14 protein-coding genes and 1 other RNA gene are annotated in these 21,562 nt (G+C 36.9%); 5 read left to right on the top strand and 10 right to left on the bottom strand.

Features of this window, described 5'->3' with window-relative positions; genetic code table 11:
• The first annotated feature begins 4 nt into the window (after positions 1-4).
• The 3 genes from AAA923_RS02325 (at position 5) to AAA923_RS02315 (ending at position 2,538) form a co-directional block, all read left to right on the top strand.
• A complete protein-coding gene (locus AAA923_RS02325) occupies positions 5-409 on the top strand; it encodes a reverse transcriptase-like protein (RefSeq protein ID WP_338214355.1) in 405 nt (134 codons plus the stop codon).
• A 65-nt stretch (positions 410-474) separates the two neighbouring features.
• Complete coding sequence (lplA, locus tag AAA923_RS02320) at positions 475-1,488, top strand: lipoate--protein ligase (protein ID WP_338214354.1); 1,014 nt, start codon at positions 475-477, stop codon at positions 1,486-1,488.
• 105 nt (positions 1,489-1,593) lie between these two features.
• The gene (locus tag AAA923_RS02315) at positions 1,594-2,538 is read left to right on the top strand and encodes a magnesium transporter CorA family protein (protein ID WP_338214353.1); all 945 of its coding nucleotides are present in this window, start codon (positions 1,594-1,596) and stop codon (positions 2,536-2,538) included.
• Here the strand turns inward: AAA923_RS02315 and AAA923_RS02310 are convergent.
• From AAA923_RS02310 to AAA923_RS02295, 4 genes are all read right to left on the bottom strand, one after another.
• A complete protein-coding gene (locus AAA923_RS02310) occupies positions 2,535-3,650 on the bottom strand; it encodes a THUMP domain-containing class I SAM-dependent RNA methyltransferase (RefSeq protein WP_338214352.1) in 1,116 nt (371 codons plus the stop codon). The genes AAA923_RS02315 and AAA923_RS02310 overlap by 4 nt on opposite strands.
• A 346-nt stretch (positions 3,651-3,996) precedes the next feature.
• An RNA gene (gene rnpB / locus AAA923_RS02305) (RNase P RNA component class B) lies at positions 3,997-4,352 on the bottom strand.
• A gap of 21 nt (positions 4,353-4,373) precedes the next feature.
• Positions 4,374-5,063 (bottom strand): cell division regulator GpsB, encoded by a 690-nt coding sequence (gpsB, locus tag AAA923_RS02300; RefSeq protein ID WP_338214351.1) that lies wholly within the window; start codon positions 5,061-5,063, stop codon positions 4,374-4,376.
• 44 nt (positions 5,064-5,107) lie between these two features.
• Positions 5,108-5,659: an SLOG family protein gene (locus AAA923_RS02295; RefSeq protein WP_338214350.1), complete on the bottom strand. Its 552-nt coding sequence runs from the start codon at positions 5,657-5,659 to the stop codon at positions 5,108-5,110.
• 67 nt (positions 5,660-5,726) lie between these two features.
• Here AAA923_RS02295 and recU point away from each other — a divergent pair, with 67 nt between their 5' ends.
• Positions 5,727-6,365, top strand: coding sequence for a Holliday junction resolvase RecU (recU, locus tag AAA923_RS02290; protein ID WP_338214349.1), 639 nt, complete (start codon positions 5,727-5,729; stop codon positions 6,363-6,365).
• On the top strand, positions 6,358-8,796 hold the full coding sequence (locus AAA923_RS02285) for a transglycosylase domain-containing protein (protein WP_338214348.1): 2,439 nt from the start codon (positions 6,358-6,360) through the stop codon (positions 8,794-8,796). The genes recU and AAA923_RS02285 overlap by 8 nt, the downstream gene beginning before the upstream one ends.
• Before the next feature lie 85 nt (positions 8,797-8,881).
• Here the strand turns inward: AAA923_RS02285 and AAA923_RS02280 are convergent, their stop codons facing one another.
• The 6 genes from AAA923_RS02280 to AAA923_RS02255 form a co-directional block, all read right to left on the bottom strand.
• Positions 8,882-9,529 (bottom strand): endonuclease III domain-containing protein, encoded by a 648-nt coding sequence (locus AAA923_RS02280; protein ID WP_338214347.1) that lies wholly within the window; start codon positions 9,527-9,529, stop codon positions 8,882-8,884.
• Between the two features lies 1 nt (position 9,530).
• Positions 9,531-10,154, bottom strand: a complete 624-nt coding sequence (locus AAA923_RS02275) for a DnaD domain protein (protein WP_338214346.1) — start codon at positions 10,152-10,154, stop codon at positions 9,531-9,533.
• Positions 10,155-10,690: 536 nt separating this feature from the next.
• The gene (locus tag AAA923_RS02270) at positions 10,691-11,170 is read right to left on the bottom strand and encodes a hypothetical protein (RefSeq protein ID WP_338214345.1); all 480 of its coding nucleotides are present in this window, start codon (positions 11,168-11,170) and stop codon (positions 10,691-10,693) included.
• Between the two features lie 332 nt (positions 11,171-11,502).
• On the bottom strand, positions 11,503-14,322 hold the full coding sequence (locus AAA923_RS02265; protein WP_338214344.1) for a helicase C-terminal domain-containing protein: 2,820 nt from the start codon (positions 14,320-14,322) through the stop codon (positions 11,503-11,505).
• A gap of 18 nt (positions 14,323-14,340) precedes the next feature.
• Positions 14,341-18,021 carry a helicase-exonuclease AddAB subunit AddA gene (gene addA / locus AAA923_RS02260; RefSeq protein ID WP_338214343.1) on the bottom strand — a complete coding sequence of 1,227 codons (3,681 nt, stop codon included), beginning with the start codon at positions 18,019-18,021 and terminating at the stop codon, positions 14,341-14,343.
• Entirely contained in the window at positions 18,014-21,511 is a 3,498-nt protein-coding gene (locus tag AAA923_RS02255) for a PD-(D/E)XK nuclease family protein (protein WP_338214342.1), read from the bottom strand. Before AAA923_RS02255 ends, addA begins: the two co-directional genes overlap by 8 nt.
• Positions 21,512-21,562: the final 51 nt, after the last annotated feature.

The raw sequence follows: 21,562 nt of genomic DNA, 5'->3' as shown, positions 1-21,562 counted from the left end.
GAATATGATTAAATTGTACACCGACGCTGGATTAAATACTAATCTAAATCTTGGTGTGGTAGCGTTCGTTATAAGACGTGATGAAAATACTTATAAGGAGGCAATCCACCAAGATAACACCGATAACCACTATTTAGAATTTTTGGCATTAAAACTTGCCCTACAAAAGATTATAAACGAACAATGGAATAATGAGATAGTTTTAATACATTCAGATAGTCAAATTGTCATTGATAGTATTGATAAAAATTATTCGAAACACTATCAACCGATATTGGATGATATTTTAGAACTGCTAAAACAGTTTCCAACCTACTTTGCTAAACACATTGCTGACAAAGATAATGGTGCTGCTCATGCCCTTGTTCACCAAAAAATGTTAAATATTAGAACACACGGTGATAAATAGTTTCTGAATTTCACAATCTGTGCTACTATAAAAACGTTTTCAATTCAGATGAGGGGGTTTTCCTTATGTATTACGTTGTTATGAAAGATCGCGATATCCGTGATAACTTGGCTACCGAACAATATTTGATGAATAATGTGAAATTTGATGAACCTTTGGTTCTCTTTTATATTGAAAAACCATGTATTATCGTCGGTCGCAATCAAAATACGATTGAAGAGATTAATAGTGACTATATCAAGGACAATAATATTACTGTTACTCGCCGGATTTCTGGTGGTGGTGCAGTTTATCAAGACCTTGGTAATCTTTGCTTCAGTTTCGTAGTTGATTCAGATGATAAAAACTTTGGTGATTTCAAATCCTTTACCCAACCTATCATTGACGCCCTACACCAAATGGGCGCTACCACAGCCGAAGTATCCGGTCGTAATGACTTATTAGTTGATGGCAAGAAGTTCTCTGGAAACGCAATGTACTCCAGAAATGGCAAAACATTCTCACATGGAACTTTGTCACTTGATGTTGACCTTGATGTTTTGACTAAAGCATTGCACGTTTCAAAGGATAAAATTGCTTCTAAGGGTATTAAGTCTATCCGTAGTCGTGTAACTAACTTACGTCCATACTTGGCCCCTGAGTACCAAAATTTAACAACAGAAGAGTTCCGTGACCGTCTATTGCTTGAATTATTCCATGCTAACAACTTAGATGAAATTAAAGACCGTCAATATATTGTTTCTGCTGACCAACAAAAAGAAATCGATAAAATTAAAGAACAATATTATTACAATTGGGATTGGGTTTATGGTAAGTCCCCTGCTTTCACTGCTAAACAGCGTAAACACTTTGACATGGGTACTGTTGATGTTCGTTACAACATTACTAATGGTAAAGTCGAGAACATCGAAATCTACGGTGACTTCTTTGGTATGAAAGATGTTAATGATATTAAAGAAAAATTGTTAAATGTTAAATTTGATCGCGATGAAATTTTGAAAGTTCTTAACCAATTTAATTTAGACGATTACTTCAAAGGTATTCCTAAGGAAGACCTAGGTAAATTGTTCACTCCCTAACATAAAATTTTTGATACTACTTTTAGACAAAAAATTGAGCCGAGAAAATTTATTCTCGACCCATTTTTTATTTTTGGTATGATTATCTTTATTGAGGAGAAAAAAATGATTAATGAAATAGCTTTAAATCACGGAATTCAATTGATAGATGTTCACTCAACTGAATCCTTAAACGATGACGACCGTGCCATTTTAATTGAGAAATACAATTTAACTAATGAAATCTTGGATTACGCTGATGATGAAAATGAGCGGGCCCGTTTTGAATACGATGAAATTACCAACACCTATCTAATCGTCTATAACGTGCAGAATGAAAACGAACAGACACCTGATGTGTCACAACGTGTTTTGCCAATTTCTTTTGCTATTAGAGAACAGCAGCTATTCCTTTTCACTAACGATGCAACAAACTATGTTAAAGATTACCTAGTTGCTGCCAAGAATCATCTCACACAAGCCGATCAACGCGAAGTTTGGGAATTTATCTTTAATACACTAGATCAAATTTCTAGCGATTACAGTGACCAAATCAGTGAAGCCGACGTTCGTCGCAATCGAATCCAAAATTTAATCAAGAAACACCATTCTTCGGAAAAACAAATTCTTGAGTTAGCTGATTTAGAAGATTTAACGACATATTTGAATACGGCCATCAATGGCAATCTGACTGTGGTGAAGCAGCTTGAATTGATTTCAACCGGCAATGTTCAAGCCTTACATTTAAATAAAACAGCTCGTGAACACTTGCATGATTCCTTGATTGAAATTGAACAAATTAAGAATCAAGTCGACCTAAGTTCTGATATTATTGACCGAATTTCCAACACTTATAACAATATTTTGAATAATAGAACAAATACGACCATGAAAGTACTGACAATTTACACAATTGTTCTCAGTATTCCCACGATCGTATCCGGATTTTACGGGATGAATATGAAATTACCTGTTGCTGACCAAGGTTGGTCATGGATTTTTTCATTAGTCATCACAGTAGTTATTATTTTAGTAATACTTTGGGATTTGCACCGACGCGACAGCCTCTAGTGTCTAGCCCAGTATTGATAAAGGTCAGTTCTGATTGAACCATTGTAAAGCTTACGTTTCTTAGTAGCTTGGTGACCATAGTACTGTTCAAATTCTGTATCACTAGTTAGAATATATTTATTCCATGTGGGAGCGGTCGCAAAGACTTCTCCCATTTCTTTATACAATTTACGAACATTTGCCATATCACTCATACGTTGACCATAAGGTGGATTGGTAATGATAGTACCGTAATCCCCTTCAATCTTTAAATCCTTAACTGCGACTTGCTTAAAGTGAATATCATGCAAGACACCAGCATCATGAGCGTTCAACTTGGCAACATCAATCATTGAGCCATCAATATCACTTGCAAAAATATCTAAGTCGATATCTTTAACGCCAGCTTTAGCTTCTTCCTTCAAATTGGTAAGAATTTTGTCGTCAAACCAATCAAAGTTTTCAAATGCAAAATGACGTTGGATTCCGGGGGCAATATTCTTAGCTAAACGAGCAGCTTCAATCGCAATTGTACCTGAACCAGTTGTTGGGTCCATAAATGGATCTTCTTCAGGATGCCAAACAGTCAATAGAATCATTGAAGCTGCAAAGTTTTCCTTCAAAGGAGCAGCACCGTGTTCAATACGGTAGCCACGTTTGTAAAGTGAGTCACCAGTTGTATCAAGTGTTACTTCAACAACATCCTTATGAATTCTAGTTTCAATTTGGAAAGTTGCACCAGTTTCAGGCAAACGACCACGACGCATAAAGACATAAGCCATCTTATTAACGATGGCTTTTTTTGTGATTGCTTGAATATCACGTTCAGAGTGCAATTGTGACTTCACAGTTCTAGCTTTGATTGGAAAAGCAGCATTTAAAGGTAACCATTGGTCCCATTGAATGGCATAAACTTTGTCAAAGAGTTCTTCGAAAGTTGTCGCCTTAAAAGTACCAACTAGGATCTTGATACGGTCAGCACTGCGCAACCATAAGTTGGCCTTGGCAATATCTTCATATTCACCATCAAAATAGACTTTACCGTTTTCGGTCTTAGTCTCATATCCTAATTTTTGTAGTTCTTTTGCGGTTATAGATTCAAATCCGCTTGACATCGTTGCAATTAATTTCATATTGCCCTCTATTGTTTTTATTTTTTAATTTTGGTTATCAATTTAATCTTTTTTACGTATGGTACTATTTGATAATTTGTTCTAGGCGTTCGCATTAATTATACTTCAGTATCTAAATGAATCTAATATAAAGATATTTGAATATTTTTACATCCAATTATTAACAATTAATTAGTCGGAAGAGCTGGGAAATATTTGTGTCCCGAGGTCCTAGACCGCACTCTGACCCGGACCGTTCCGCACAGCTAGAGAATATTTCCCAGCTCTGGAGACGGCATATTTAATTAACACCGTAATTTTTTGTATAAAAAAAGGACGAACAAGTCGTCCCTCTGCCTCGATAAACTCCTATAAGCCACGTTTTGTCCAAGTAACAGGTTGGCGACCTATCACCATAAGTAATCATCTATCTACAATTAAGCCTTCACAGTAGATTCAGTTCTCGTTGTGAAGCGCCCCTACCAAAGTTTGGGTTGCCCGCTTGCGGGGTTTACCTCGTTCCACCATTGCAATTTCTCACAATAATACGTCTCTGTGGCACTTTCAAGCTATTCACACATAGCTAAAGCCTTAGTGCTTTCGCTGCCGTTACCCGAAGGTACCTTGGCTTATTGGGCCAAGCACAAACACTGCAAGCATCTCAGCTCGCGCGGGCGTGGACTTTCCTCAGCCTAGATAACTAGACCGCGATTACTCGTAATTTACCGACTTGAATAGTATACACTAAAATTGGTTCATATTGTTAGAATTATTAAAATTTCCATTAAAATTATTTTGAGGTTGGTTTGAACCACCGTTCATAGGACGATTTTGTTGGAAATTATTATTTGAATTATTGTTATTGAAACCATTGTTATTCATTGGTTGTTGTTGATTCATACGAGGATTGATCTCAGTATGACCACTTTCAACGCCAACATGATTGTTCATATTGGCAGGATTAGGAACAACAGCTGAAGCAAATTGCTTTGTTTCATGATCTTCAGGTAATCCGTTAGCGAAATCGCGACCAAAGACACGTTTTTCAAGATTTGAAAGACGTTTCAAAATATCATAGTTAGTTGAAGCTTCAGCAGTAGCGCTCATAGCAGGCTTTTGTTGAGGTCTCATTCTATTATTAGTATTTTGTCTTGGTTGTTGAAAATTTTGACCTTGACCAGGATTACTTGTATTGCCGGCACCGGCGTTGTGAGCTTGCATCAAACGGTCATTTTCTGACTTTAATTGACTGATTTCATTTGAAAAAGTTTCGTAGTCCTTGATAATTCCATCTAAGAATTGATCAACTTCAGTTGGGTCATAGCCACGCATCTTAGTTTTAAATTCTTTTTGTAAAATATCATTTGGTTGATAATTTAAAGAAAGATCATTACCATTACCATTTTGTTGATTCATTCCATTCATGTTGTTCATTTTTAAACACCCCAGTGTTAATTATTGTCGATTTATCTTATACCTTAACTATCATATAACATATTAGCAAAGTCTTGCATAGAATCAAAATCTATTAATTCCAACTGATAGTTATTCCCACGGTCTTGATAGTCCTTGATAGCTTCATAATCGTACTTTGGTTTTCCACCACTATCGGGATCATAGAATACCAGTGCACCATCAGTATGTTCTAGCATAAATTCTTGCCATAGTTTCAATTGCCTAGGATTATGATAACTCATATTACTAACTTTATTAACATAGTCCGCATTTCTTAAAAAAACATTTAACAATGTCTGGTTGGCCTCATTCCATTGACTACCGAACTCTGCAAACGGCAACATTACTGCATGTTTAATATTATAGTCTTTTTTCTTAATTTCTTGAACTGCTTTTCCAACAATTTGTTCTGTTCCCATTTGCGCGCCAGTTAGAATCCATTCGGTCCCATCTTCGGCGTAATTGGTAATCCTTTGTTCAAAAAAGTCTTGAATTACTTTAGCTTTTGGGTCATTATCTTTAAAAATACCTAACTCATAAGAGCGGTACCCGGTGATCCATAAATTTTTAATCATAAAGAATCCCCCCAATAATTAATATCTTTACCATCATGGTATAATTTGCACAGTAGGAGTTGATATTTTGAAAATAAACTACCCCGATGGACGAATTTTTAACAGTCCATCAAAACCTTCTCCAAAGGTTAGCACCGAAACGACTGCCAAAAAGAAAATGATTTTTGGTGATCGTGGGATGACTTTGGAAGAAGAAATTAATGAAAGCAACAAGTATTACCGTAGTCACGAAGTTGCCGTAATTTATAAAAAACCAACACCGCTTCAAATTGTTAAAGTTGATTATCCTAAAAGAAGTCGGGCTGTCGTTAGAGAAGCCTATTTCAGACAAGCATCAACAACTGACTACAATGGCGTTTACCGCGGTTATTACGTTGACTTTGAGGCCAAGGAAACCAAGAATAAAAATACCTTTCCATTGAAGAATTTCCATCAGCACCAAATTGACCATTTGAGGATGTGTCAAAAACAAGGTGGCATCTGTTTTGTTATTATAAAATATGTAACCTTAAAACGCTATTTTGTAATGCCAGCAGATGATCTCTTCGAACACTGGGATGCGCAAAAACATGAGGGTGCCAAATCGATCCAATTGCAAGATATCATCGACTGTTCGATTGAAATCAAAGCTAATTACGATCCTACTCTACCCTATATTGATGCGGTACAACAATTAATAGAAAGTGGGAAGGAGAAACATGAATAATAAAAGTATATTCACCTTCAAAAATATTTTTAAATGGATTGCATCTATCCTTGCAGTTTTAATCGGAATATTTTTGTTTATCTTCGTATACTATGCCTTCAGCGCTCCAGCAGTCAGCCAGGAGAATCTCCAAAGCGGTGGTTCTTCAACCATTGTTGATTCATCTGGTAAGACGATTGCTTCACTAGGAGACAATAAGAGAAATTACGCAACAATCGACAAAGTTCCCCAAACAATGCAAGATGCTGTAGTTTCAATTGAAGATAAAAACTTCTACAACGAACCACTTGGAGTTGATCCAATCAGAATTGCTAAATCAGCCTTCAATAATGTTACTAAAGGAACGCTGCAAGGTGGTAGTACTTTAACGCAACAATTGATTAAGTTGACCGTCTTCTCGACTGATACCAAGGATCAAACCTTTAAACGTAAAATGCAAGAAGCTTGGCTGGCCATGCGTGTCAGTCAAAAATTCTCTAAGCAACAAATTTTGGAATTTTACATTAATAAGGTTTATCTAAATAATGGTATATACGGTATGGAAACCGGAGCTAAATATTACTATGGTAAGACCTTGAAACAACTGACCTTGCCAGAAATGGCACTTTTAGCGGGTCTGCCAAACGCGCCAAGTAATTACGATCCGTATACCCACCCTACTGAAGCAAAACAAAGACGTGACCTCGTTATTAGAGCTATGTATGATAACAATAAAATTACCAAAGCCCAAGCTGAGGAAGCTATCAATACGCCGATCAGCAGTGGGTTGCAACCCTATAAGAAAGTAAGCAACAGTAATAATAACAAACGTATTATTTCTGATCCTTACATCAAGGAAGCTATTACTGAAGTTAAGAAGAAAGGCTTTGATCCATATCGAGACAATTTAAAGATTACTGTCAATATGGATTACGATGCTCAAAGAAAACTTTACAACATCGTTAACTCTTCTAATTATGTTCAATTCCCTGATTCCAAGATGCAAGTTGGAGCTTCAATCGTCAACCCTAACAATGGTAAGGTCGTTGCCATGGTTGGTGGTCGTAACTTAGGCGATATTCAATTTGGTTTGAACCGAGCTGTTCAGACCGGCCGTAGCAATGGTTCAACTATGAAACCTATTTTGGACTACGCTCCAGCGATTGAATATCTTAACTGGTCAACGTTCCATCAAGTTGATGACTCTGAGTACACCTACCCTGGTACCGATATTCAGTTGAAAGACTGGGATGAACAATACGAAGGTGAAATGAGTATGAGAAAAGCGCTTGTTAACTCTCGTAATGTTCCCGCCATCAGGACTTTATCAGCGGTTGGCTTTACTCAAGCTAAGACATTTGCTAAGAAACTTGGCATTACCATCGGTAGCGACGAAGGATTATCAGCTGGTATCGGTAGTAAAGTTTCTTCACTTCAAGGAGCTTCTGCTTATGCAGCCTTCTCTAATGGTGGAACTTATTACAAACCATATTATGTTTCAAAAATCGAGACAGCTGATGGTTTAGTTCACAACTACAGCAAGTCTGGTACTGAAGCAATGAAAGATTCAACAGCTTACATGATCACCGATATGCTCAAGGGCGTGCCTGAATCATACGCTACTTACGCTAACATTTCGGGATTACATCAAGCTGGTAAGACTGGTACAACTAACTATTCTAATGAAGCTATTGCAACAAATGCTGCTTTAAGTGGTACGGCAATGGATTCATGGTATAACGGTTATACAAAGAATTACTCAATGAGTGTTTGGACGGGTTATGATTCACCAAACCAAAGTGGTATTTCATCAACCTACCAATCAGTTGCTGGTAAGATTTACAAAGCTGAAATGAGCTACTTGGCAAATCAAACTAACAGCAATCCTAACTGGAAGAAACCTAGTTCAGTTGTGTCTGCGATGATTAAAACTTCAAGTACAAGCACACCAATTGTAGCTTCTCCAAGTTCTAGTTCATCATCATACACAAGAGAATTATTCGTTAAGGGACACGCTCCATATGACCCTTATAAAGACTCTGATTACAGTACAAGCAGCGCTTCTAGCTCAAGCACTAACCAAGTAACAACTAGTCGTCCATCAAGTAGCAGTTCTGAATCTAGCGATGAGGAAAATGACACTACTTCCGATAGCAATAGTGAAACTGGTACTGGTTCAGATAAGGATAATTCAACTAACAGTAATTCCACGACATCTGATAATAATTCAACAACCAATAACAACAGTAATACCGGTTCAAACGACAGCAATGGCGGTACCACTTCAAATAACAATAATGGTAGTACTTCGACCGGTAACAACAATAGTAACGGCGGTGGTACAACTACTGGCGATTCTAACGGTGGTGGCACATCCACTGGTGGAACTGGTAACACTGGTAGTACAACTAATAGTGGTGCTACTACAAATAGCTCATCCACTGCTGAATAAAAAAAGTGGAACGGAACATGTTCAACTTTCGAGTATTAAGTTAAAAAAGTACCCTGTAATCCGATTTTGGATTACAGGGTACTTTTTATTTTTCTTCATTTTCTTTATTTAAACGATCACAGTCTAAAATCAATTGGTTGGTTTCTTTAGCTGGATCAGTCTTCATCGAATACTTTCGACCATATTCAATCATCGTATGGTGTGCTCGGTGTAACTCTTCAGGTTCCATGACACCGACAATCTTTTTTTCAACTTGGACTGGATTAGACTTAGCATCAACGAAATGAAGTCGTTTGGAAATGGCTGATACATGTGTATCAACCGCAAAAGTTGGCTGACCGAAAACATCGCTTAAAACAACATTAGCCGTTTTTCGCCCTGCTCCTGGTAACTTCATAATCCCGGCCCGATTTTCTGGCACCACATCGTTCATCTCTTCATGGACAATTCTGGCCGTCTCAATGATGTTTTTAGCTTTGTTATGAAACAGACCGACACTCTTGATAATTTGTTCAACATCCGAAATATCGGCATTCATCAAGTCTTTTGGTTCAGGATATTTTCCAAACAAAACCGGAGTGACCTTATTAACTGAAACATCAGTTGCTTGAGCACTCAAAATAACTGATACCAAATATTGAAATGGTGTTCTGGGATCAAGGGATGGACCAACTGGTCCGACATCTTCTTCCATCTGGTGAATTGCCCAGACAATTTGATCATCTTTTAACATATTAATATCCCAGCTTCTTTCGACGTTCTTGTAATTGTTCCGCTGACTTAATATTACTCTTTTCCCAACTAATTAGGATTCGATCCATATATTTCAATGAATATGCTTGATTCAAAACAGCTTCACGCAATGACAAATCAATTAAATCAATACTGTAATGATCGTCATCAATCCACTGATGAATCTGTTCCTGTTCAATTGGTGACAATGGCCGCCCAAATTCAACTTCAACTTTTTTGAACAACTCTTCCGTATCAGACATCAATTTGTCCTTTTGGTTGGATTGTCTCTCCTGACTCAACAAGTTTTTAATACGATGAAAGATTGGTGTCAAAGAATAAATGTCACGTTGTTGATGATGATCCATGACCGTCTTCAATTCAATGATACCAAGTTTGATCATGCCCTGAATAACCGCATAAATACTTGTCTCATCCATACCGGTATCATTGGCTAAGTCCTTGGCCATAGGGAAAGTATTTCCTTGTTGGGCGTACATAGACAAAGCCAAATAGACTACCAAATCTTTTTCAGTCATACCTAATTTGTGGTAGTTTTTCAAAACTAAATTGTTGATATTAGTGCTGCCACTGTCGACAAAACTATTAAATAATTCATCGTTCATATTATTTACTCCAGTGAATAAAAAAAGCCCGAGAACACAATTAATCTCGACTTTTTTTAAGAAAATTTTATTATGCCGCCTCCGGTTGACAGCAATTTTCACTGCTATGGGGACCGGCGCGAGCCAAGGTCTCGCACCTCGATTTTGAACTTCGCAAAATACGCGAATTTCAAAATTCGTCCAGTGTTGTAAGAGCTAAAGCTCTAATAACACCTCCATTGCAGGTGAAATTGCTGTCAACCTCCGGCTAGGGTATTTATAACGCTAGGTTTTGAATTTCTAATAATCATAATTGAATGACTATTTATTCGATCTATATAATATTTAGAATTTGCTGCAACCGGCAAAAGAGTCGGAGGAGCTGAAAGGTATTAACATGCAGTGAAAGTGGCGTTATTGCTTTAGCAATTACACCACCGGGCGAGTTTGGATACTTGCGGTTTTTGCAAGCATTCAAACCGAGGTTCGAGACCGCACTTTGGCTCGGACCGGTCCGCACAGCAGGTTAATACCTTTCAGCTCTGGAGACGGAAAACCTAAATATTATTGATAATTTGTAAACTCTTCCCTGTTCTAAAATCAATCAAGTTATACCCGATACTGCCATTCTTCTTTTGGAATGCTACTTCCCAAGTTGGCTTATTTTTATATAAACCAAGATTGATGTGGAGAATCTTTTTAGCACCATAGTTAGAAGCAACGGTATCAACAACTGTTTGACGAACAGGAGCGTTGTTTTTATTGAAAATTTCTGTTTTACCACTTTTGGCATTGATGATAATATAGCGATACTTTTGGCCTTTAGTTAAACCGCCTACGGAATAGTATTGCTTTTCTCGCGTATAGTTACCGAAATAATCTGGTTGAATGATACCCGCTTTTTCTTTAGCAATGTCATTAGCTTGCGACTTTGCACTCGAATATGGTGCAAAAGAAAGATTCAAATAGGTTAACGCTGAGACCACTGCTAATGCAATCAGAGATAAAGTCAATAAGATTTTTGTACTTCTATTCATAATACGTCCTTTTTTAAATAACAAAGATATTAATAACGAGTAGTGCCGATTAAGTATGCAAACTCTTCCACCCATTGATGAGAAATTTCTATTCATTCATAAAAAATAAATTAGTTGGAAGAGCTGAGAGTATTCATATGCAGCGAAAGTGGCGTTATTGCTTTAGCAATTACACCACCGGGCGTATTGGAGACCTGCTGGTTTTGCAGGGCTTCAATCGAGGTCCGAGACCGTTCTTTGGCTCGGGCCGCACCGCGTAGCAGATAAATACTCTCAGCTCTGGAAACGGCACATCAACAAACACTACACGTTACATTCTAGCAATATTTTACCTAATTCAGAAATTCATTTATATCTTTCTTAATTAAATCCATATCCTCGTTGATTATTGGTAAACCCTTTGGCAATGAATCTAAAATCATTTTACCGTAGCTCTTCGTCAAAATTCGATTATCTAACAATAGAATGACACCACGATCTGTCGGTGTTCGAATCAATCTACCTAATCCTTGACGCAATTGTAAAATGGCGTTTGGCAAAGAGTCCACTTTAAAGACGTTCATATCTTGTTGCTTAAGAATGTCCTGTTTAATCTTCACATCTGGTTGTTCAGGAGATTCGAATGGAATTCTTGTTACAATCAAAATTTCGAGAACTTTCTTAGGAAAATCGACACCCTCCCAGAAGGAATTAGCACCTAATAGCACGGAACGTTGACCAATAGCAAAACGCTTCTTGATTTTCTCATTCGAGCCAGTTACGCCTTGAGCCAAAATTTCCCACTTCTCTTTGACATCAGTACCCATTAAACGCTCGTAGACTTTGCTCAACGTGTTCAATGAGTTGAATAGAATCATTGTTTGATGATCGAGATTATCTAGCACATCAACGATATAACTTGTCACCATGTCAAAGTAAGCATCGCTTGAAAGTGATTGAATATCTGGTAAGTCAGCAGGCAAGTAAATCTTACTATTCTTCGAAATACTATTGGTATCAGGCAGAATCACCATTTGATTAATCTGATTTTGATTGAGCTGTGTATCCAAGATGAAGTGTGAGAAATCCTTTTGAACGGTAATAGCCGCCCCAATCGCAAAAATTTGACTGAATCGATCAGTTGTTTCCGCAATTAAATCGTGAATATCATACTGTCTCCAGCTGATTTTCAACGTCTTAGGATCATAGTAGTCACGCATATCCAGTTGGACACCAAATTTATTATCATCACCTTGAAGTGCTTGCAATAATTCATCCAAGTTCTTCAAAACAGTTTCCAACTTACTATTCTCAATCGTCAAATTAGAAATAACCTTTGATAACTCAACCGAAATAAAGTTCTTTTGGAAATTATATTGGTCGAATAATGTCTCGACACGGTTAGAAATCAATGATAATTCCACAATCAAATCTGACAATAATTCAATCATTTCAGAATTTTTCTTACCGAATTCATTACTGCTATCGAGAATTGAAACAAAGTTCTCACGATCTTTGAATCGAACCTTGTTACGAACGTAGTTGCCAAATATATTGTATTCAAGGCGTTCCATTAATTCGTCAACCGCTTGGAAATGAGTCTCCATATTTTGAAGATCTTGATAATTCCAAAGTTGAGTTGTCACCTCAGTAAAGGCATAACGCAATGTAACTCGATTTTGGTACAAAATATCGCTGATTTTCTTGACGTATTCATTCATCTGCAAGAAATCAATTGTTGGTGAACTAGCATCCCGCAAGCCACCAGCAAAGTGATTAGCTTCGTCAATAACTAAATAAGAATTTCCACCCCAGAATTGACTATCCAAATGACGTGCTAAGAATGCTTGATTAGTAACTAGAATTTTTGATTCTAAATAACGATTCTGTTGATACATCCAGAAATCATCATTGCTAAAAATCGTATTTTCCTTCGGTTCACCGCGATGACGAATAATACTGAACAGCGGACTGTTGTAGTTAGTTAAATGTAACTCGCTCAAGTCACCTGTTGTTGTCATTGTTAGCCAGACGATAATTTTCATCTTCAAAATAGCAGTGTGACTGTGCAAACGATAATTATCCAGTGCTTCAAAAAATCTGTCTAGGTCGATAAAGTTATAGCTACTTTTGACAATTTCAGCGTGGTAATTATTATTCGTTACTTGATTCAACAATGGAATCGATTGCTCAAGAATTTGTTGCTGCAAGACTTTGGTAGTTGTTGCGACAACTAACTTCTGGTCATTATTGACCAAATAAGACAATGGCAATAAGTAACCCAAAGTCTTACCAGCACCAGTCGGCGCTTCAATCAAATTCCATTTTTTTACTTTGTCACGGTGTTGGCTTGTCTTGTAAATGTTATCCATCAATTTGGATTGATTAACTCGATAATCCAAAACGCCGTCTAATAATTCTTTTTTGGCTTCACGGGTTAAAGGATATTTAGTCGAGTGATCAATCTGTTCACTGACGTGATAATCCTTTTTGCGTAAGATCAAGCCATTTTTTTCAAACAGATAAGCTGGCAAAACTTCTGTCCGAGCTGTCTGTTCCCGTTCTTCCAAAATAGTTTTAAAAACTAAATTAGTTTCACGGATTGTATTCTTACCAAACTTAGTTAACATTCGTAACGTTTCCAACGGCAATTGTTGAATCCGTTTCAAAATGATTAAAAATAACTCAGCAGTTACGTGGGCATCACTGTTGGCACTGTGCGGATTCTTATGTTCAATGCTTAAATAATGCGTTAAATCTTGTAACTTATAACTGCTGATTGTTGGGAAAAGAATCTGCGCTAATTCAACAGTATCGATAGCTTTGATATTCAGTTGATTCATTCCGATACGTTTAAGTTCACGATTTAAAAAGGTCAAATCAAAATTCACGTTATGTGCAATAAAAACTCGATTTTTTAAAAGTTTAAAAATATCAGGTGCAACTTCTTCAAATGTTGGTGAATCCTTAACATCGTCATCACTCAAGCCGGTTAAAGCTGTGATGCGACCAGGAATTGGTACCTTGGGATTGATCTTTTGATCATAAATATGTGTAATTTCACCATCTTCGATAAGGGCACAGCCGAATTGAATTATACGCCCGTTGTCGTGCCAATTAGAATTGGTCGTCTCTAAATCAACAACAGCGTAAGAATTTTTCAAATCATTCACCTCTCATCTTTTGTTGTCCTAAAGGCTGACAGCTTCGTTAGTCTTCAAGAAATAAAGATATTTACCCTTTACGGGTTGATTTTTAATGGCAGAGATTGCCTCTGCATATAAATTGACTTGTCCAGAATATTTCGAAATTAATTCCGAATGATTTTCAGCTGTGACATGATCTGTCTTATAGTCAAAAATTGTTATTCCGCTGTCCAATTCAATCACACCATCAATAATACCATGAACTAATATTTTATCGTTAGTGGAATAGTCTTTGATGTCGGTTTTGAACAACTTTTCGGCTGGCATCAAGATTGAACATGGAAATTCTCGACTAACACGCTCATGATTTTGGACAATTAACTGTCCTAAGTCACTCTGATAAAAGTCAGCTAAACTTTGACGGTCAATCTTTTCAGCCAATTCGTCAGTCAATAATTTTTGATTGACCAAATCTTGAATCAATTCGTCAAAGTCTTCAATTGTTGGAGTTTTTTCAATAGAAATCTTTTGTAGGACTAAGTGAGTTGCACTACCTACCTCAGCGTTAGTGACTTTCTTTGATTTGGTCAAAAATTGTGGCTTATCGAATGAACCAAGATTGTAACGAGAACGGTCTTCAAGCAAATCTTCGGCCATGTTCTCATCATCTGGATCTGCGAATAATCCTTTGATTTCAGAAACAGATTGATATGCGGTTGTCTCAACTGATTCTTGATATGGATATTTGAAATCTAAAATACCAGCGACTGACTTTTTGAAGGTTTCATTGATTGGTTCTGGAGCAGCCTTAGGAATAATGATTTCTTTAGCTTGGTTAGTTGTCGAAGCAACGGGGATAACGTTAAATCGTAGCTTAATAGCTTCGTCGTAATATTCCTCAGTATCAACGCCATTCAAAGTACTCATCCCAACTAAATTTTGAAAACTATTAGCACCTAGTCTAGCTGAAGCATTGAGTCGTCCGCCAGTTGAAGGTTTATCAAATGCTTGGAATAACTTGGATTCATCTTTCGCAAATCCAAACATGATCAATTTTTGCTTAGCACGTGTTAAAGCAACATACAAAAGACGCATTTCCTCAGAAACTGTTGAGATCTTCTTTTGATTACTAATCACACCACGTTGCATAGTCCGATATTGTAAACGTGTCTCATTATCAGCTAAGGTGATTCCAATACCCTTTTGAGCATCAAAGACGGTATTGGAGTTAACATCCATCATATTGAAGTTCTTACTCATATCCAAATACATGACGATTGGAAATTCCAATCCTTTGGAACCGTGGACTGTCATAACTTTGACGGTATCATCATTGGCTTCAATACTATTTGGTTGTGCTAAATCTTTATCGAGATCTTGCATGCGTTGAATAAAGCTGATGAATTGGTGCAATCCTTTGAAGTTATTTTCTTCATAAGCATTAGCACGTTGATACAGAGCGTGTAAATTGGCAGCACGTTGTTTTCCACCAGGCATCCCTGAAACGTATTCCAACAGACCAGTTTCTTGATAAATTTTCCAAATCAAGCGAGCAATACTGTTCTTATTGGCAAAGTCACGATAACTTTCTAACTGCAACAAGAATGATTTCAATTTATTTTGAATATGGTTATTGGCATCTTCTTGGTTCAAATACTTCTGAATGGCTGTGTAATACATATTTCGCTTGTCGATCAAGCGAATTTCAGCTAATTCTTCTTCATTTAAACCAACAATTGGTGAACGCAAAACAGCTACCAATGGGATGTCTTGATACGGATTATCAACAATGTTAAGCATTGCCATCATGATTTGCAATTCAGTCGTTTGGAAATAGTTTTGAGCATCAGTCACCATTACTGGCACATTAACCTTCGAGAAATAAGACACAATATCAGTGTTGTTATCACGAGTTCGAGCCAAAATCGCAATATCTGAATATTTCAAAGGACGAATCTTCTCAGCTTCAGTATCTTTATCCATCTTACTATCGTATATTTCAAAACCACTGCCAACCAAAGATTGAATCTTAGCTGCAGCTGCACTGATCAATGTTTGACGTTTACTGATTTCGGCTTGATTACTGAGACTTTCCTCGTTCAATTCATCAGTTGGCTCTTCACTATCATCTTCGTCATCAGGTGCTAAATAAATGTTAAATTCATTTTCAGTGTCAACTGAGTCAGGAAAACTAGTTCCGGTAACTAACTTAGCTTTTTCATCGTAGTCAATATCCCCAATTTGCTTATCAAAGATACGAGTGAAAATTTGATTGACAAAGTCATCAACTGCTTTAGAAGAACGGAAGTTTTTGGATAATTGAACTAATTCAGCATCATTGTCGTCCCTTTGGAAACGGTCGTATTTTTCTGTGAATAGTCTAGGGGCAGCTTGACGGAAACCGTAGATTGACTGCTTGATATCGCCAACCATGAAGCGGTGATTGCTGTCACATGACAATAAATCAACAATTCGATCCTGCATTTCATTAACATCTTGATATTCATCAATCATTAATTCATTAAATTTATTTTGATAGAACTCTTGCGCAATCTTACGACCATCCACGGCACCGTTAAGAATATCAACGGCTTTATGTTCCAAATCGTTGAAATCTAGTACATGACTGTTGGTCTTTAAATCATCGAATTTCTTGATAAAGCGACGTTCCACTTCGACTAATTTATTAATTAAGGCTTCAGCGTCACGTAAAGACTGATTTATTTCATCTTCAGACCGCACAAAATAATCATCAACTAGCGTTTTACGACGTGTGGTGAAGTTTGAAGCCATTTTTCCCGCAGCCTTCATCAGGGTATCATCTTTACCCTCTTTGTCAGCCTTGCCCACTTTATCCTTCTTAGCATCAATCTTGAAAGTCATCAATTCTTCACGTAACTCTTGATAAGACATCTGTGACATTGACTCTTCCAGATGACCGATTTTTTCATCACGTTCTCTTAAAACGGGCATATATGAGTTTGCTAATTCATCACTACCAACAAAATCCACGGTCTCACGGTTATACTGACGTAAATCTTCTAGTCTCTGTTTGATTTGTGGCAAGAACTCCTGCTTATAAAAGTCTGTTTCAACAAAGCTATCTTTAAATTGGTAAGGTGTCACCAGATTATCCAACCAAGTATCAGTATCACGGTTAGTAATCGCAAAATTATAAGTTTTAAAGATAACGTCTTTCAAGCCATCATCGGAACGGTCATTAGTAAAGTTATTCGTTAAGTCGATAAAATCGGCATCATCTTTACTGTAATATTCGTCACGAATCAAGTCATAGGCTTGTTCTTGAATAATCGATTTTTCGGTATCATCACTCAATAAGCGGAAATTTGGATCCAAATCAATGACGTAGTAAAACTTCTTGATAACACTCAAACAAAATGCGTGAATCGTACTGATATTAGCCATCGGCACATGATAAATTTGTTTCTGTAAGTGATGTTTAACTGCAGAATCATCAGTCTTATTAACTTCTTTTTTCAGAGCACGTAAGAGTTTTTCTTTCATCTCTTGGGCTGCAGCTTCGGTAAAAGTCACTACAAGTAAATGTTCAATGTCTTCTGGCTGATGATTTTTGTCACCAATTAGTTCACGCAAGATACGTTCGATTAAGATTGTCGTTTTACCAGAACCAGCCGCAGCTGAAACTAAAACATCATGTCCACGATGTTCAATCGCTTTTTTTTGATCATCAGTCCATTTAGGCATTATCTTCCTCCTCTAAAACTTCACCGATTTTATCTAAGACGTCTTCCTTGTTGTAATTAATGATGTCGTGATATTCATTTTCAGGCAACATCGCATCAAACTCAAAAATTGGTCGATAGTCACTGTATTGCAAAGCTGTCTTTTTAGCGTAGCGATATGGATTCAATTGCAATTTTCCAGAATAAATCTTTTCACCAGCATTTTTAATCAAATGACGGTTGTAATTGAGAATCTTAAATAAATCGTCGTCAGTAATAACTTCTTTTTTGCTAAATCCAACGACTGGCGACTTATCAGATCTCTTAGTATTTTTATTTCTAGCTTCCAAATCAAAATTATCTAGTAATTCTTCATCATTGAGTAGAATCCCTTGCAACTTGAATTTACTCAAAATTTGTTGCTGCAATGGAGTACCGGTTTTCTTCAATGGAATAAATGGATTAACGATGTGCTCGTATAAAGCCCCGCCAATTTTGATGTCCTTGTTACCATCTTTGAAACGGTCCAAGTTTTCGCTAACACTCTGGATATATGTTGGCATTTGCATCGTAATTCCATCAAGAAATTGTGAGTAATCAAATTTTCGATCACTAGATTTGTAGTCAATGATTGCTAAATATGAACGGTCGTCAAGTTCCATTTCATCAATTCGGTCGATTTTTCCACGAACATAAATCTCATGTCCATCAGGCAAGTGATAAACCATATATGGTAAATCCTCTTCATTATTCAAACGCCCAAAGGTAACTTCAGAACGCTTAGGAACAAACTTATTCCGTTTATACTGCAATTTCATATTCTTAACCAATTGCACCAAGGTACTCTGCAACTTACTAGAAATATAAAGCATCCGGTCAGATGACTTAAAAATTTTGTTTTCTGGCAATTCAGCTTGCTCAGCAAATAAATTGCCGACAAGAGCTGTGATTTCGGTATCTTCAAAGTCTACTAGGTTCTTCCCCGTCTTATTCAAATACTTAACTAGTGCATCCAAAACAGCATGGAAAATTGATCCTGTTTGAGCTGGAGTGATTTCGAATAATTGACGCGGATATAAACGCAACCCATATTTCAAGAAATACTCATATTCGTTCATATAGAATGTTTCCAACTGTGAAATCGAAACTTGAATCTTGTCACCATACAAGGCACTTACGGTTTCAGGGGTCAGAGCACTAGGCTCATTTTTGTACGCTAATGAACTCAAGGCAAAATCGGCGACTTCTGGTTCACGTTGTGTTAATTGATTTTTGACAAAGTTCCAAGCATTCGGCACGTCAACTCGTTTATCCAAAGCGGCACGTGATACACGAATCAAATAATTCAATGTCGATGCTTTGGAACCGATATATTCTAGGACATGACTATAATCAGCTTCCACAATTTCGGGATTTGCCAATTTATCTTCAATCGTCAAATCAAAATGTTGTTGAATGCGTTTAACATAACTCGATAGATCCTGCTGTTTACTATCTTCCGACAAGTTTGGATACGTGAAAATCAAACGCGTTGAACTAGTTGTAAACGTAATGTCATGCAAGAATGGTTCCGAATTATTGACGACTTCATCAGAATCTTTCAAGAACTTACCATCGGTTAAATTCTCATTTAAGAAACCACGTTCATCATCGGTTACCAAATTATTGGAAACGGTCGAACCGGGCATGTTGCTCGTTGTACTACCTAGAATAAATGTAACTTTTCGATTATCTGGTTGAATCATCCCTATTTCAGAGATACTGACAGCATCCAAGGTTGATGGAACTTGTGAATATGTGGCGCTTTCAAAGGCAGCATCCAAAATACTGATGAAATCTTTAGAATCGAATGTCTTCTCACCAAAGACTGATACGTATTCATCAAGAATTTGATTGAATAAATTGACAATTTGAACTGGTTGATCGGCCAAAGTGAGATTTTTCTCTTCGGTGGCCTGTTGTTGCCACTTTAATAGCTCCGTGAAAACACCGTTTTTATTTAAAAATTCATAGAGAGCGGCAGCACTAGTAGTTGAATCGGCTGGATCATCTAAAAATTTGGTCAATTGTTTAGCGATATTTTTAATAAATGCCTTGATAACGTTAATTTGTTTAAATTCATTCAAACGCACTGAATCAGTCTTTGAATCTAATTTAACAGTTGGACTAAAGGTATCACCCATCCAATTACGCTTGGTAATTCCGTTCGCCAAAGCATAGTTTTCAGTTAAATCGACTGCCTGACGGAATCCTTCAATGTCATTAGTGTATTCTTCGGGAATTAACAATTCCGTCCGCAAGAGACTGATTACGTCATCTTCTTGCATCCCGCGGTCGTGAATTGCAAATAAGAGATCCAACAAACGTTTGAAGGGATGGTTAGCCATTTTCTTTTGTAAATCAATGAAGTATGGCACTTCATTATTTTCCATAAACGACTCAATAAAGGAACCATATTCAGACAGATTACGGGCTACAATCAAAAAATCTTTATAACGATAATCTTGGCGGGCCACTAATCGTCTGATATACGAACTAATGGCTGATACTTCAGTCTGCTTATCGGTTGCTTTCCAAATCTGAATTGAATTCTTGTTATCCAGCGTACTAGGCTTAATCGTACCTACTCCACTAGATTGAATCCAATAATCTTCCAATTTAGCTAAATCTTGGTTAATACGTAAATCTTTGGCAAAAATACTGTGTGTTTCCATACGTTGATTGTGAGCAAATTCAGTTAATTGCTGATACGTACGTACTGGACGCATGAAAAACTCTGAATCATCTTCGTCATTGATAGCTTTGTCGGTGAGCACCAATGAAACATTGAGATTATGACTATTAATAGCCATCGTTTCAACCAAATTAAGTTCAGCGGCTGTAAACGTTGAGAATCCCTCAATATAAAAATGATAATGTGATGTATCAAGTCGTTGATTGAGAAAATCTGCTAAAGCTTCTAATTGAAAATCATTTGTTTTATAACCTTGAATTTTTTGTAAGTATTCACTGTAAATTAAGTTAAGTTCAGCAATTTTGTCAGCGAAGACATCTGTCTGGTTTTGAGCCAATACAGAGCCGATATCATCTGGTTGAACTTGACCATTCAAAAATTCGTCGAATTGGGAAATCATCTGGTCGATAAAACCAGGTTTATCGATCATGTGTTTAAAAATCTTCAAGTCCTTTTGATGTGCTTGAACAATTTCTTTTAGTAACATGGCTGATTTAGTTTGCGTTAAGGTTTCTAAATTATAATCACTACTGTCACGCAAAAAATACCAAGCCAAACGTGAGAAGGAGAAAGTTTGAACATTGTTTGTCGCAACAATCTTCCCGTCTCCTTGATCAAATGATTTGAGAATATTTATTTCGGATTCAAATTTAATATGATTGGGAACAAGAAAGAAAAATTGTCCCTGAGGATCTTTTTGGAAATCTTCTTGAAACAATTCCATCATCTTTTGATGGTGGTCATATTGATTTTTACCAAGTACAAAATTTAATGTCATTTTTAATCACCCGCAAAAATTTTATCATAGTTAATTGTAAGAAAGTGGAAA

Source organism: Companilactobacillus muriivasis (genome assembly GCF_036246245.1).
Lineage (GTDB): Bacteria > Bacillota > Bacilli > Lactobacillales > Lactobacillaceae > Companilactobacillus > Companilactobacillus muriivasis.
Note: the sequence above shows the minus strand (reverse complement) of the source record. Positions and strands in the feature narration are given on the sequence as shown.